We start from the raw sequence: 14,215 nt of genomic DNA on the forward strand, positions 1-14,215 counted from the left end.
AATTAAAAAATGAGAATTGTTGGACAATTTTTTCTGATTCAATCTTATTTCTCCGCTAAAGTGATCTTACCAACAACGCTAGGTGTGAAGGAGGCCGAAAATGGTCGATATTCCAACATGGTTGTTTCCAGTCATTGCGTTTTTATTCGTAGTGATCGTAGGACGCGTGGGAACTGTACTCAAGGATTATATACAACAACGACAGCTTCATTGAGGCTCTAGATTTTACCAGTTTATAAGTAGCATGTGCTGAACCGTCGCAATGCTACTTTTTTTTGCCTAAAATTTATGTATTTCTGTTGAAAGTGCCAATCATTTGTTATTTATTTATGTCAAAGTATAAAACTATAATTAGAGTAATTACTCTTTTATTGGAATAACCCATCTGCTAATGTACAGCGAAAAGGAAAAATAAAATTACCTCGAGGATTGAGACAATGTCGAATTTGCTAAAACTCGGTCGAGGATTGACCGTTGCTGTGATTACAACATCTGTATTATCCGGATGTTCATATGTGATTAAATCCGGTGCCAATATCGCGTTAAACTTTGGTGAAAATCATATCGTCCCTCCGATCCTGAAAATGGATGATGTCGATATGATTTGTAATTCTGGAAGTAGCTTGACGCCTGTGGTGATGTCAACTAAAGATATGGGTGCTGATCCGACACGCATGGCTGTTTTGCTTTACGCTGCTTCAGGGATGTGTGCTGAAAATCAGGCCTTAGAACAAGAGTTGCGTTACCTGCGTGCCTCTAAAGCAGGTCAGGTTTCGGAAGCACAAGATGCCCGAATCGAGCAAAAACGTTGGGCGGCTGTTGCAGCTGAGCGTCAATACTCAGGTTATCAACTTTTTGCCAAACGTTGGGAAACCAAATACAAATACCACTTGGGGGATTCTTGTCCAACCATGCGTAATGATCTGGACCAGACCATCTATATGTTAGGTTTGATCAGCGGTTTACAGGCCGTGACGAACGATATTAATTCTGGTGGTGCAGTCAACGTACCCAAAGATATCGCAGGTATTGTGGAACGCAGTATGACGTGTCTGGATAACAATAAATACTGGGGCGTACCCAATGCGACTCGTGCTGTGATCTGGACTCTTCTGCCTGGTGCAGGGGATGGCAAGCCAGATCCTTATGTCACCTTGAAACAATCTGTACAAATTGGTGAACAAAAGGGTGTGCGTCTCTCACATGCACTTTATGCGGTTGCTGCTCAGGCAAGTGGCGATGATTCAAAAATTCGAGATGCCCTAAAAACCTACGATGCGTCGCGTGCAGATGACAAACCTGTAAATCCAGACTTCAAGCTATTGGATGCTATGGCTGGTGTCATGATTCAAGGTATCTCTGATCGCTATTGGACTGAACATACTGGTATTCGTACAGAGGATGGTGGTATGAGCACGTTCTGGGATGAGCAGAATAAATCATCAGAACTTGAGGATTTATTTAATTCTGATGGTGGGGCTGCCAGTGAACCCGCTGCATCAGACAAGACAGCTGCAAAATAAAAAATAAAGTAGAACATAGTTTTACGCTCATAAAATCATCATGATCGTAAGGCGGGGCACACGATGTAATAGGGAGATGAACTAAATGAATAAAGATCATTTTCTCATTTCGAGAATTATTTTTATTGCATGGTGTGCCTCGATTTCTGCATGTATGCAAGTCTTCTCTGATCGCTTTATCTATTGGCGAGAAGATTTACCACAACAGTTCTGGCGGTTTTGGACAGCGCATTGGGTGCATGTGGGATGGATGCATTTTGTATTAAATATGCTGGCATTTGCTTGTTTGCCATTTATTTTTCCACAGAGCAAAAATTGGCAATTGCTAATTTTAATCTTATGTATTTCTCCGATCATTAGCCTGGGTTTCTATTGGTTTATGCCATATATCAGTGCATATGCAGGTTTTTCTGGTGTGTTGCATGGTCTATATGTTGCTGTTGCTTTAGTTTCTCTTAAATATAAAAAAGAAAGAAACTTTGCAGGTTTGGTACTAGGTTTGGTCATCGCCAAGATCGTTTGGGAAAATACATTTGGAAATACAGGCACAGCTCAATTGATAGGAAGTCCTGTATTGATAGAGTCACATTTGCTCGGGGCTTTGAGTGGTGCTTTGGCGGGATCTGTCTATTTATGCTGGATTAAACTCAAAGTGAGAGTAAGTTGACAAAATAAACCTAGAAAAAAATGATTCAAGTCATTCTTTCACTATGTCGTTTATTGCAAAGATACATCAATAAAAGAATGGCTGAAAGGTATCAACCGATTGCCAAGGACATCATATTTATTGATAGATAAATGTGAAAATCAAAAAAGTGGAACAGATATGCAAGAAAATCAAGAACAAAGATCTGGCCTAGGGTTTCTAGGTTATATCTGGAATGAATGGATTTCGACATTTGCCATCCTGATTTTACTGTTACTGACGTTAATTGTTGGTACAGGTGAAATGATTCATGGGCAGTTGCTGCGAATGGGTGAGCAACTCTATGGTGATCAGACCACAGGAATGCAATATTCCTTCCTGCGCGCAGAACCACAAAAACCAACCTGCGAACGCCATCCCAATATTGATGCCCAAGTACAGCAACAAATGAAGGCAAACAAAAATGATGAGTTTGCTGATTTCTTTGGTGCAGCATCTGAACAGGATGTTCGCGCTTCTCTGATGGCGGCACAACAACTGTGTGAAGAAAAATATCAGTTTTATGATAAAGCGATTGCGCATCTGGATAAACATCCAACACTACGGGCTTATCGCACATTAGAAACTGGTTTTTTTGCAATTTTTAAATTCGGAAGTGAAAACCGAACGATTTTCCTGCTGATCATGGTGTTTTTTGCTGCGATTACAGCAAGCCTAAAAATTCATCATATTGGGTTGCGTAGCCCAAAAACCAAAATTGATTTTATTGTTTATTCTGTTGCGATGATCATTGGTAATGGCCTGTTGACGATGTCAACCATCAGCCAGTATCGTTCATTAATTCATTCTGGCGTTACAGCAACGACAGAAACCTTGGTGATCTCTTGGCTTTGGATTACTCTATTTGCAGCTTTAACGCTGATTAGCGTATTTCAGTTGTTTAGAATTCCTAAGACTGCACAGCCAGGAGGCAATTTCGGTCTGGCCTTACTTAGTGTGCCGCTCTACGCTTTCATGTCGATTTTGACAGGTCTGGCTTTTACCTTCTTTATGGATTATCCAATGGGTCAGGGGATCTATCTGGGTATTCTTGTGGAGTTCTCAGGTATTTTCCTGAACTTGGCGTTGTTTATCTGGGCAGGGATGTTGCTGACCCAAACCCGTGTAATGGATCTGTTCTTGGATATTTTACGTCCATGGAATCTGGCACCAGAAACACTAACATGGTTAATCTTATTGGCGGCTGCAATTCCAACTGCATATACTGGCGCTTCAGGAATTTTCGTGATCGCGGCGGGTGCGATTATTTATAAAGAGGTCTGGAATTCTGGCGCACGTCGTCAGTATGCATTGGCGGTTTCGGCAATGTCAGGTTCTTTAGGTGTCGTGATTCGTCCATGTCTATTGGTGGTATTGATTGCCATGCTTGATAGCCGTCATGTCACTTCTGATGAGTTATTCGATCATGGTTTTTATGTTTTCTGGCTAACGGCATTTATTTTCTTGGGGGTTTCGTTACTTCTGGCAGAGACTAAATTCCGTGTGAATTCGCCACGGATTGCTGTGCCAAAGATGCTACGTGCCTGTGTGCCAGTGATTCCTTACGTGTTGATCACAGTTGTGGTACTGGTATTCTACAAATATGCACTAGATACTGGCATGAATGAATTCACCGCGCCCATGATTCTACCACTGATTCTGATTGCGATTATTTTCTATGACAAACTTGGAAAACAGCCTAAATCGACTCCAGTCATGGCTGAGCATGAATCCTTGATCAAGGAGCATGAACAGAATTCTCCATTTTTACGTGAACATGGTGCACAAAGTACGCAATATCGTCGTGGTTTTGCCAAGTCAATGCATTTTGCTACCGCAGAAACAGTGGGACATATTGGGGCATTAATTATTTTAATGGCTTTATCTGCCAGTGTCGGTGGCCTAATTGAACGCACAGAAATCGTTGAATATTTACCAACTCACTTGGGCAGTATTACAATTTCATTGTTCTTTATTGCGATGTTGCTTGCGCTGATTGGAATGTGTACTGACCCATTTGGGGCAGTGATTTTGGTGGCAGCAACGATTGCACCTGTTGCCTACGAAAATGGAATCCATCCGATTCATTTCTGGATGATTGTGTTGGTTGCCTTTGAGCTGGGCTATGTGACGCCGCCAGTTGCATTGAACCATTTGCTGACCAGGCTATCAGTCGGAGATGAAGAGGTTTCTGCTGCCGATCAGGAGGCCAAAGAAAAGTACACCAGTTTTTATTACCGTTATGAACGCTGGTTGTTACCGATTATGGTGTTATTCCCAGCCTTGATGATTGTGACCTTTGCACCGTACATCTTTAAAATGTTCGGTTGGTATTCATAGCGATTACGATATAAAAAAAGCACCCAAAGGTGCTTTTTTTATTTTTATGATTTAGATCGGGGTTTAAACTGGATGACACCCACTTCATCTGCTACCGTAGGTACATCTGGCGCTTCGATATGAGTCGGTCTGTTCTCTGTATAATCACACTCAATACATTCAATCCACTCGTGCTCAGCAGTCGTCAGCATAACTACCCGATCCATTGCACCACATTTTGGACATTTCGCGCCTGCAATGAATCTGCGTTTCATGGCTGTTTCATCCTTATTCATTAATGCCATTTAGTCTAAGCGTTTTGATGGTCATTCGTCCAACCCTGATGACGCAACAAGGCATCAATTTTGGGTTCGCGACCACGGAAGTTGACGAAGGCATCCAGTGCAGTATCTTTACCTCCTACGGCTAAAATTGCCTTGCGGAACTCAGCACCAGTTTGTGTATTAAAAATACCTTCTGCTTCAAAGCGATCAAAAGCATCACTTGCCAATACTTCTGCCCACTTGTAAGAGTAGTAACCTGCTGCATAGCCCCCTGCAAAAATATGGCTAAAACTATGTTGGAAACGGTTATATGTTGCGGTTGGCAATACTGCAAACTGTGTGCGGATATCATTTAAAACATTCTGAATGCCACTACTGTTCAATGCTGGGTTTTTGGCGTGAATAGTGAGATCAAATAATGCAAATTCAATTTGACGTAAGGTTTGCATACCAGACTGGAAAAAACGTGCATTAAGTAAAGCGTTAAGTAACTCTTCTGGTAGGTGTACATGCGTCTCGATATGTTCGCTTAAGAGGTCGAGACTGTCTTTATCCCATGTCCAGAACTCCATAAACTGACTTGGCAACTCGACGGCATCCCATGCCACGCCATGTGTTCCTGCAACTGAAATATTATCCACTTCGGTCAGCATATGATGTAAGCCATGACCAAATTCATGGAATAAAGTATTGACTTCATCATGTGTGAGCAAAGCAGGTTGTTGACCGACAGGCGGGGTAAAGTTACATACCATATAGCAAATTGGTTTTTGTAGGCCTTGTGCCGTTTGCATGCGTGAACGGAAACCGCTCATCCATGCTCCACCACGTTTTCCACTACGTGCATACAAATCAAAGTAGAATCCTGCAATGACTTTTCCTTGATCTTCAAGTTCATAATAATGAACATCAGGGTGCCAGAGCGGTGCTTCACGTTCTACAATCTGAACACCATATAAGCGATCAACGATCTGGAATAGACCCTGAATAATTTTAGGTGCAGGGAAGTAAGGTTTTAATGCTTCCTGTGACAGATTAAATTGTTGCTGTTTGAGCTTTTCTGAATAATAACCACTATCCCACGGTTGTAGTTGCTCAACACCATCTTGTTGGGCAATCAATTTCAGTTCATTGATTTCCTTTAATGCTGGCGTACGTGCGTGTTCTGCCAGATCGACCAGAAAATCATGTACAGTTTGAACATCTGGAGCCATTTTACTGGCAAGAGAATATTCGGCAAAATTATCAAATCCAAGGAGCTGAGCCATTTCTTGGCGCAGGCTTAGAATTTCTTCCATGATCGCCGTGTTGTCATATTCTTTGTGGTCAGACTCATCGGAAGCACGTGTGGTATATGCTTTATAGAGTGTCTCACGTAGCTCACGATTTTCTGCGTAGGTCATAATTGCCAGATAAGCAGGAATATCTAGTGTTGCAACGGGCTGATCCAGTTCACGTTGTTGACCATATTGTTTTAACAGTTCGATACTGCTCTGTGGCAAGCCTTTGAGTTGATCTTCACTTAATGGCTTGAAATAAGCTTGTGTGGCATCGAGTACGTGATTAGAAAAGTCTGAAGACAACTGTGATAAACGCGCTGAAATTTCGGCATAACGTTTTTTTGCATCGCCTTCAAGTGCCACACCCGAAAGTTTAAAATCACGCAAAGCTAAACGAATGGCACTTTGTTGTGCAGCCGATAAGCTTGAAAATTCGGTACTATCATGAATTTGCTGATAAGTTTGATAAAGCGGGGTATGTTGCCCAAGTTGCGTATAGTAGGCGCTTAGGTGAGGTAATAACTCCTGATACACTTCACGTGTTTGGGGATTATTCATGACTGCATTTAAATGTGAAAGTACCCCCCAAGATTCACTCATCTGGTTTTCAAGCGTATCAAGCTGTTCAATGGTTTTGCGCTGTGAAGCGAAATCTTGCGGAGCTTGTTCTAAGTGATTGAGAAATGCTTGACCTGCATGAATACTTTTCTCGATGTCCTGTTTAAGTTGATCAAGCTGAATCTGATCAAACTGTGGAACAGGTAAGGTTGCTTTTTCTAAGGTCATTGTGCTTGTCATCAAATTTTAAACTTATCATTAGATGTAAGGGTTCTGGATGTGGAAATCAAGCAATCCTGTTTTTCTTTTTTAAAATTTATAAGATTGTGGCTTTTAACAACGCAAGGTGGTTGATGTCTTGCTTTTAAATCAATCAATTTTTCTCTTGAGGTTAGGGTGTATTGATATTTGTTATCTAAATACTCATCTCTGAGTAAATCATTTTTACGACCAATAAGTTATAGATGATTTTTACCAGAATATAGATAAATGAAAATAGTAAGATTTTATTTAAAATTCATGTGATTATTATTTAGATATCAACATAACTTAATAAAAATGCCGTCTAATTCATGATTAAACGGCAGTCATCTCTTTAAATTCAAATGCGTCTAAAGTGATTGAGTTGGATCATTCACTTTTAGGTTTGGCATTTGATTTTTTCTTCTTAACTTTGACTTTTTTCTTCTCTTTTACGGGCTTACTGACCGATGCAGGAGAAGATTTTTTTGCCGATTTTTTAGCATAAGAACTTGGCTTGCTCTTTGACTTTTCTTTTTTGCGTGTGTCACGTTCTTGCGTAGAGGTGGTTTCACTTGGCACATTAAAGACTTGCTCTGTTGCTTGAGTCTTAGAGCTACGCGGTGCTTTCTGGCGAATGACACGCCCCGCATGTGTAATCTGCTGCATCAGTTCGAAATCAATTTTACGCTCATCTAGATTAACAGCTGCAACCTTGATTTTAACTTCATCACCCAAGCCAAAAATCTGGCCACGATTCTGACCGACCAGGCTCTGACTGGCTTGGTCATAGAGGAAGAAATCATCACCTAACTGACTGACATGAATCATGCCATCTACATATAAATCTTTAAGCGTAACAAACAAGCCAAATTCGGTAACAGCACTGATGATTCCAATAAACTCTTCGCCAAGATGCTGTTTCATATAATGGCATTTTAACCAAGTGGTCACACTACGTGATGCTTCATCGGCACGACGTTCGGTACGGGAAAATTGTTCACCTGCATCATCTAGTGCTGCACCAGAAAGTGGATATGGTTTTTGTTGAAGATGAGCTTTGATTGCACGATGTAGTAACAAATCTGGATAACGGCGGATTGGTGAGGTGAAGTGGGTATAAGCCTCGTATGCTAAACCATAATGTCCTGCATTTTTGGCGCCGTAGTAAGCTTGCATCATTGAGCGCAATAACACTGCATGGATACTTGGTGCATCAATACGGTCTTTGGTCGCTTCAATCACGCGCTGATAATCTGCCTGAGTCGGCTGATCTGGGAAAGGTAAACCCAGTAGTTTGACAAAGTCCTTCACTTTTTGAATCCGTGAAAACTCTGGTGCTTCATGCACGCGATACAGCATTGGAATATCATGCTGGAGGGAAAATTCTGCCGCTGCAACATTGGCAAGCAGCATGCATTCTTCAATCAGTTTATGCGCTTCATTACGCGTACGTGGCAGAATTTCCTTGATACCACCTAATTCATCAAACGTCATATAGGTTTCGATGGTTTCGAACTCCATCGCATGACGTTTGGCACGTAAACCTTTGAGTGTTTGATAGAGTTGGAATAGCGTATTTAAAGACTTTTGAATATTTTTATCATCTGGAATGGCATCTGTTTGTCCATCAAAATAGTTACCGACCTGTGTATAGGTCAGGCGTGCTTTTGAATGCATCACAGAAGGGTAGAACTCGTAGCTCATAACCCGTCCAGCACGTGACAGCTTGAGATCACACACCATACATAAGCGATCAACATGCGGATTTAAAGAACATAAGCCATTGGATAATGCTTCTGGTAGCATAGGCAAGACAAAATGCGGGAAATAAACGGATGTACCGCGTTCTTGGGCCTCATCATCCAAAGGCTTACCAAGACGTACATAATGACTGACATCTGCAATTGCAACCACAACACGATAACCGCCACCTGAACGTTTTTCGGCATAAACAGCATCATCAAAGTCACGTGCATCTTCACCATCAATGGTGACCAAAGGCAAATCACGTAAGTCGATACGTCCTTCAATATCCTTTTTCGATGGTTCTTTAAAGCTTTCGGCATCTTTCACCACTTCTTCTGGAAATTCATAAGGTAAGCCAAATTCCAGAATGGTTTGTGGAATAATAATTTCCGTATCGGCTTTATCAGACATCGACTGAATAATATGACCTGTCGAGAATTCTTCACGTGTTGGATAATCATCAATCGCAACACGTAAATTCTCACCTACCTTGGCCTGAGCATGTTCAATAAGTTCTTTTTCAAGAGGAATGGGCTGATGTGCATTGGGCGCGCTTGGCTGCAAGAAATATTCACCTTCGTGCACAGCCAGTTTACCAATCAACTGCTTAACGCGGTGTTGCGTTACTTCTGTAATAAAGCCCCAAGCTTTACCTTTACGATCGACTGAGGTTTGACGAACTTTAACACGATCACCATTAAAGACTAGGCGTAATTCACGTTCTGGCAGGAGCAAATCATTTTGCCCATCAATATGTGCAGAACCGAAACCTTTATTATTGATATATACCGTTGCATCAAATGTAGGTTGTTCACCAATCGGCTGAAATTTAAAACCATCTTTAGACAGTTGCCCATCGCGTACCATGGCAATCAGGCGATGGCTTAAAGCATCTATACTTTTTTGATCATGAATATCAAAGTGATCGACCAGCTCGGCATGCGACTGTGGCAGATCAAGTTGTTCTAATGTAGTAAGAATAAGAGTTCGGCTAGGAATAGGATTATCGTAACGTTCAGCTTCCGCTTTTGCTTCAGGATCGATCCAGTTTTTCATAATTTCATTTGGCTTCATAATAGAAGATAAGTTTAGCATACGTCATACAATCACAGACTGCACGTGATGGATTGCAAGATTGTGTTATGCCTGTTCGAACCGAAAATCTCGGAACATTGGACTATATTATCAACTCATAACCAGAAAAAACTTTGAAATATACGTGAATTTGTTTAAAAAATAGATGATTGGATAAAAAACTCGGAAATTTTAGAGGTCATGACTTGCAGTGAATAGTTTTAGTTTGTATTATGGCGGCTCGTTACGGTGAGATGGGTGAGTGGCTTAAACCACATCCCTGCTAAGGATGCGTACGGGTAACTGTACCGAGGGTTCGAATCCCTCTCTCACCGCCACTTTACTTAATGCGCTCATAGCTCAGCTGGATAGAGCACTTGGCTACGAACTAAGGGGTCGGGAGTTCGAATCTCTCTGAGCGCACCAACTTGAACATTAAACCGCTTAATAGCGGTTTTTTTGTGCTTGTTATTTGGGTAAATAATGGGCTTTGACGTGATGGGTTTGTTCTAAATAAACATTTTAGTCTGTATCTGGATTTTAAAAAAATTAAGCATATAAAACGCCGTCTACATTCATATAGACGGCGTTTGTGTTTAGGGTGAGTTTAAACTGTAGATAACTGATTTTCGAGAAGCTGATCCAATACGTTTGGAACAGAGATTGGTACTTGATAAGTATGGCTGACATTGCTGAGCGATGAAGTTAGATTGCTGAGCAGATCATTAACAACACCAAGCTGGCTATTTGCACCTTCTGTAGAGAGTGTTACGCTATCTAGCAAAGACGAGACGAGGTTTACTGTACTGTCCGCTGCGCTTTCAAAGGTATTGAGGAGAGCATGTGATGCATCTGCAACAATTTCTGTACTATCTAATACCAGTGTTTCACCAATATCGATCAGCCCATGAAATGATCCGGTTAAATCATCTAAAAGCCCTGTATCAACATTGCCAGTCAGTCCACCGAGTAGATCGGTAACTGCTTCAAGTGGATTACCATTGGTGCCACCAGTGATTCCACCCAATAGATCGGTGACAGTTTCAAGCGGATTACCTTCGAGCCCACCAGATAAACCACTCAATAGATTGGCAGCGGTTGAACCATTTTCAACCAATGTACCCACGACACCAGTCAATGCGGTACTGACCCCTTGAGGATTGAGATCAACCACAGCAGAAACAGCATCAAGTGTACCGTTGACGGTATCACGAGAGGTTTCAAAAGTGAGGGTACCTAAATCAGCAAGCGTTGAAATCTGATGTTCGGCCTGAGGCAAGATGCTAATTCCTGCATCTGCCAGTGTGTCGATTGCGGAGTTAATTACATCGGTTTTTAATGATTCAACCCCCTGCAATACATCAATACCTGTTTGTAAGGGTGTGGTAATGGCAGAAAGAGGATTATCTCCTGTACTGATACCACCAGTGAGTCCACCCAACAGGTCTGTGACTGTTTCTAAAGGGGTGCTATGTAAATTGTCTGTTAAGCCATCGATAATGGTTTTTATTGTTGAAGATGAAGATGTTAGATTATTAATGAGTGAATTGGCTGTTGCAGATAAAGTAAGTGAAAGCTGTAAGGAGCCTTCCGAGGAAAGCGCAGACTGAGTTGAAATAACGTTACCTAGATCTTGAGTAACTTTTGAAATCGATGAAACGAGGCTTTTTAGTAACATGATTTAAATTTTCCTTTTGTGAATTTTTTTGCGTGTTTGTTCATTAAATGTTTGATTCATTTTGTTTTAACTGGTTATTGAGATAGGTATCTCGATTATTGTTATAACCATGAATTAGTATTATTTATCAGACTAAAACAGTCAACTTTACGAAAATCATTAAGGATTTGTCTTAAAGGTCAATTTATAAAGGAAGAAATGTTGTGCAGTTAATATAAAATAAATCGATATGTTGGAAAATTATGCATATTCGACAGTATTTCGTTTCTTAAATTTATCGAAGTAATCAGAAAAAGAAAATTTAGTAGTCATTAATTTTTGTCAATTCGGTCAGTTTCATAAATTTAGAATTGTTTTTAAATGTAATTTTTTGAAAATAAAAATGTTTGAACTGTAGGTTTTTGATTGATGCGTGGGGTACGTTAAATGTAGTTCTGCTGCGTATTTTGTTGTTGGTGGATTTAATATTTCGATGTGTTGCTATTTATTTGAGCTCTTATCTAAAGTAAATCACAAAATGTCTATTCATTTTTGAATGAAATAAATTCATGTGCCTGTGCAAATAAATGTAAAAAAAAGTTACTTTTATTACGTATTTGATATATACATACTGTTTATAAATCGTTGTAATACATTCAAATAATGTTGAAGTCGTCTTAAATACTTTAGCAAAAATAAAAGACATAAATAACATGGTTCATACGAACTTGACTCGGCTCAACCCTAATCGGACTAATCATGATAGAAGCAGAACTCCCTGAAAATGAATTGGGACGGATACATGCCTTAAGTGAGTATCATATTTTGGATACCATGGCGGAGCAATGTTTGGATGATTTAGTAGAACTTGCATCAAAAATTTGTGATGCTCCAGTTTCGATTATCAGTCTTATTGATGAAACCCGAAGCTGGTTTAAGTCTTCACATGGTGTGCCACGAGGCGAGGTAGATCGTAAATATAGTATTTGCAGTCATGCCATTTTACAAAAAGAGATTTTTGTTGTTGAAGATACGCTACTAGATGAACGATTTCATGATAATCCGATTGTTCAAGGGGAGCTAGCTGTTCGCTTTTATGCGGGGGCGCCTTTAACGACAAGTGATGGATTTAATCTTGGAACGTTATGTTTGGTAGATTCAAAACCACGTACATTAAGTGAAGATCAATATAAGGCATTGTCCGTGCTAGCTGTGCAAGTGGTTCAGCAGTTTGAACTGCGTAAATCCAATCTGGAAATTCAAAAGAAAAATCAAGAACTACAGTATTTGAATGAAAGTAAAGATAAGTTCTTTTCAATTATTGCTCATGATTTACGTGCCCCATTTCACGGTATTTTAGGATTTTCTGATGTTTTAGAAACAGAAATTGAAACATTAGACGAGCAAGGTATTCGGGATATTGCAGGTTATTTGCGTAGTACCGCACAGGCGACATTTAAGCTTCTGGAAAATCTTTTACAATGGGCAATGTCAGAAGGAGGAGCGATTGTTTACAATCCTCAATCGATTAATATGCCTGAATTGATGACAGATGTTTGTGAAATTCTTCAGGCGGTTGCACAGAAAAAAAACATTCAAATTGAATGTGATATCGAGACTGATTTACACTGTTTTGTCGATTTTAACATGATGTTGTCTGTTCTTCAGAATCTAATTTCCAATGCACTTAAATTTACGCCGCACGGTGGAAAAATCTATTTAACTGCACATACGGCTCAAGATCATGTCGAAATTAGTGTTCGTGATACCGGTGTGGGAATGTCAGACGAATCTTTCAACAACTTTAATTTACGTAAGCAGATTCGTAGTGAAAAAGGAACTGATGGTGAGAAGGGATCAGGTTTGGGATTGCTATTGTGTTTACAGTTTATCGAAAAGAATCATGGGAGTTTGAGTGTTAAAACTGAAAAAGATGTAGGCAGTACTTTTGTTATTCAACTTCCGATCAATGTTGATTATAAAGCTGCATTAAATGCAGATTTTAAAAATATTGCGTGAATGATAGCATCATGATTTCGATGTTTAGTACATAGGATGCTGTTCTATCAGTAGGTATGTATTCAAAGCATGAAAGTGAATTCACCTGTTTAGCTGTTAAAAAAGCATAGCATTGACTTTTTAAGCCTATATTCACAGCTTGGCAGGGCTTTCTCTCAGTCTCTAAGTTTGTCGTACATCTCTGGTTTTACATTAATATAAGCATGGCTGGCTTCAGTGTTTGTCATGCTTTGTTTGATATTATTTGAAAAGATCTTGTTATATGTCCTTAATTAAATCTATAGCGATCACTTGTGTGATAGTCATTATTACTTTTATGGCGTATAAAATCTGGCAGCCTTCACCTGCTCAATACGAAGATTATCGCGCCTTATTGTGTCTCGCTATTCAGAATCAACAACAAATAGATCAAAAACAGATTCTAGAAGAAATGGATAAAATTCATAAACATTCTTATCCAGAGTATGCATTACAAAAACCTAAATTTAAGCAGCGTTATGCCCGTAAAGTATGGTCACAATTTCAGCAACTCGGTCAGACTGAGCAAAACGAAGCTCGGAGCTCGATAATGATGTGTGAAAAACTGCTTATTCAGTAATGATTAAATATGCTGAATTTATAGACATTTGATCATTGTTTTTGAGCTTAAGTCTGGACATCTGCATAGACTTCTCTATAATACGCCTCACGATGCGCTCATAGCTCAGCTGGATAGAGCACTTGGCTACGAACTAAGGGGTCGGGAGTTCGAATCTCTCTGAGCGCACCAATTTAAACTCGATAAGAGTTGAAAAGAAACCACTTATTGTAAGTGGTTTTTTTGTGCC

General features: G+C 40.0%; 9 protein-coding genes and 3 tRNA genes. 8 read left to right on the top strand and 4 right to left on the bottom strand.

Annotation, left to right across the window (positions count from 1 at the left end; all coding sequences use genetic code 11):
* The first annotated feature begins 437 nt into the window (after window positions 1–437).
* The 3 genes from F952_RS06330 to F952_RS06340 all read left to right on the top strand — a co-directional run bounded on the left by F952_RS06330 (window position 438) and on the right by F952_RS06340 (window position 4,548).
* Window positions 438–1,523 (top strand): hypothetical protein, encoded by a 1,086-nt coding sequence (locus F952_RS06330; protein WP_004924183.1) that lies wholly within the window; start codon window positions 438–440, stop codon window positions 1,521–1,523.
* An 85-nt stretch (window positions 1,524–1,608) separates the two neighbouring features.
* On the top strand, window positions 1,609–2,190 hold the full coding sequence (rrtA, locus tag F952_RS06335) for a rhombosortase (RefSeq protein WP_004924185.1): 582 nt from the start codon (window positions 1,609–1,611) through the stop codon (window positions 2,188–2,190).
* Between the two features lie 159 nt (window positions 2,191–2,349).
* Window positions 2,350–4,548, top strand: a complete 2,199-nt coding sequence (locus F952_RS06340; protein ID WP_004924188.1) for a TRAP transporter large permease subunit — start codon at window positions 2,350–2,352, stop codon at window positions 4,546–4,548.
* Between the two features lie 44 nt (window positions 4,549–4,592).
* Here F952_RS06340 and F952_RS06345 read toward each other — a convergent pair whose 3' ends face one another.
* The 3 genes from F952_RS06345 to rnr form a co-directional block, all read right to left on the bottom strand.
* Complete coding sequence (locus tag F952_RS06345; RefSeq protein WP_004924192.1) at window positions 4,593–4,802, bottom strand: YheV family putative zinc ribbon protein; 210 nt, start codon at window positions 4,800–4,802, stop codon at window positions 4,593–4,595.
* Window positions 4,803–4,837: 35 nt separating this feature from the next.
* Window positions 4,838–6,877: a M3 family metallopeptidase gene (locus tag F952_RS06350; protein WP_004924197.1), complete on the bottom strand. Its 2,040-nt coding sequence runs from the start codon at window positions 6,875–6,877 to the stop codon at window positions 4,838–4,840.
* 402 nt (window positions 6,878–7,279) lie between these two features.
* Entirely contained in the window at window positions 7,280–9,697 is a 2,418-nt protein-coding gene (gene rnr, locus F952_RS06355; protein ID WP_212749854.1) for a ribonuclease R, read from the bottom strand.
* 263 nt (window positions 9,698–9,960) lie between these two features.
* Here rnr and F952_RS06360 point away from each other — a divergent pair.
* A tRNA-Ser gene (locus F952_RS06360) sits at window positions 9,961–10,050 on the top strand.
* Between the two features lie 11 nt (window positions 10,051–10,061).
* Window positions 10,062–10,138: transfer RNA gene (locus tag F952_RS06365), tRNA-Arg, on the top strand.
* Window positions 10,139–10,319: 181 nt separating this feature from the next.
* On the opposite strand, the gene F952_RS06370 is transcribed toward F952_RS06365, so the two are convergent.
* Window positions 10,320–11,390 carry a hypothetical protein gene (locus F952_RS06370; protein ID WP_004924204.1) on the bottom strand — a complete coding sequence of 357 codons (1,071 nt, stop codon included), beginning with the start codon at window positions 11,388–11,390 and terminating at the stop codon, window positions 10,320–10,322.
* 738 nt (window positions 11,391–12,128) lie between these two features.
* Between F952_RS06370 and F952_RS06375 the strand changes: the two genes are divergently transcribed.
* The 3 genes from F952_RS06375 to F952_RS06385 all read left to right on the top strand — a co-directional run bounded on the left by F952_RS06375 (window position 12,129) and on the right by F952_RS06385 (window position 14,157).
* The gene (locus F952_RS06375) at window positions 12,129–13,388 is read left to right on the top strand and encodes a GAF domain-containing sensor histidine kinase (RefSeq protein ID WP_004924206.1); all 1,260 of its coding nucleotides are present in this window, start codon (window positions 12,129–12,131) and stop codon (window positions 13,386–13,388) included.
* Window positions 13,389–13,650: 262 nt separating this feature from the next.
* Window positions 13,651–13,986, top strand: coding sequence for a hypothetical protein (locus F952_RS06380; protein ID WP_004924209.1), 336 nt, complete (start codon window positions 13,651–13,653; stop codon window positions 13,984–13,986).
* A gap of 94 nt (window positions 13,987–14,080) precedes the next feature.
* Window positions 14,081–14,157, top strand: a tRNA-Arg gene (locus F952_RS06385).
* Window positions 14,158–14,215: the final 58 nt, after the last annotated feature.

The sequence above is a fragment of the Acinetobacter baylyi DSM 14961 = CIP 107474 genome, from assembly GCF_000368685.1.
In the GTDB taxonomy this organism is placed as follows: domain Bacteria; phylum Pseudomonadota; class Gammaproteobacteria; order Pseudomonadales; family Moraxellaceae; genus Acinetobacter; species Acinetobacter baylyi.

Coding starts and splice junctions, on each gene's coding strand:
- rrtA (WP_004924185.1), top strand. CDS start 1,609: ATGAATAAAGATCATTTTCTCATTTCGAGAATTATTTTTATTGCATGG.
- F952_RS06380 (WP_004924209.1), top strand. CDS start 13,651: ATGTCCTTAATTAAATCTATAGCGATCACTTGTGTGATAGTCATTATT.
- F952_RS06330 (WP_004924183.1), top strand. CDS start 438: ATGTCGAATTTGCTAAAACTCGGTCGAGGATTGACCGTTGCTGTGATT.
- F952_RS06370 (WP_004924204.1), bottom strand. CDS start 11,390: ATGTTACTAAAAAGCCTCGTTTCATCGATTTCAAAAGTTACTCAAGAT.
- F952_RS06345 (WP_004924192.1), bottom strand. CDS start 4,802: ATGAAACGCAGATTCATTGCAGGCGCGAAATGTCCAAAATGTGGTGCA.
- F952_RS06340 (WP_004924188.1), top strand. CDS start 2,350: ATGCAAGAAAATCAAGAACAAAGATCTGGCCTAGGGTTTCTAGGTTAT.
- F952_RS06375 (WP_004924206.1), top strand. CDS start 12,129: ATGATAGAAGCAGAACTCCCTGAAAATGAATTGGGACGGATACATGCC.
- F952_RS06350 (WP_004924197.1), bottom strand. CDS start 6,877: ATGACCTTAGAAAAAGCAACCTTACCTGTTCCACAGTTTGATCAGATT.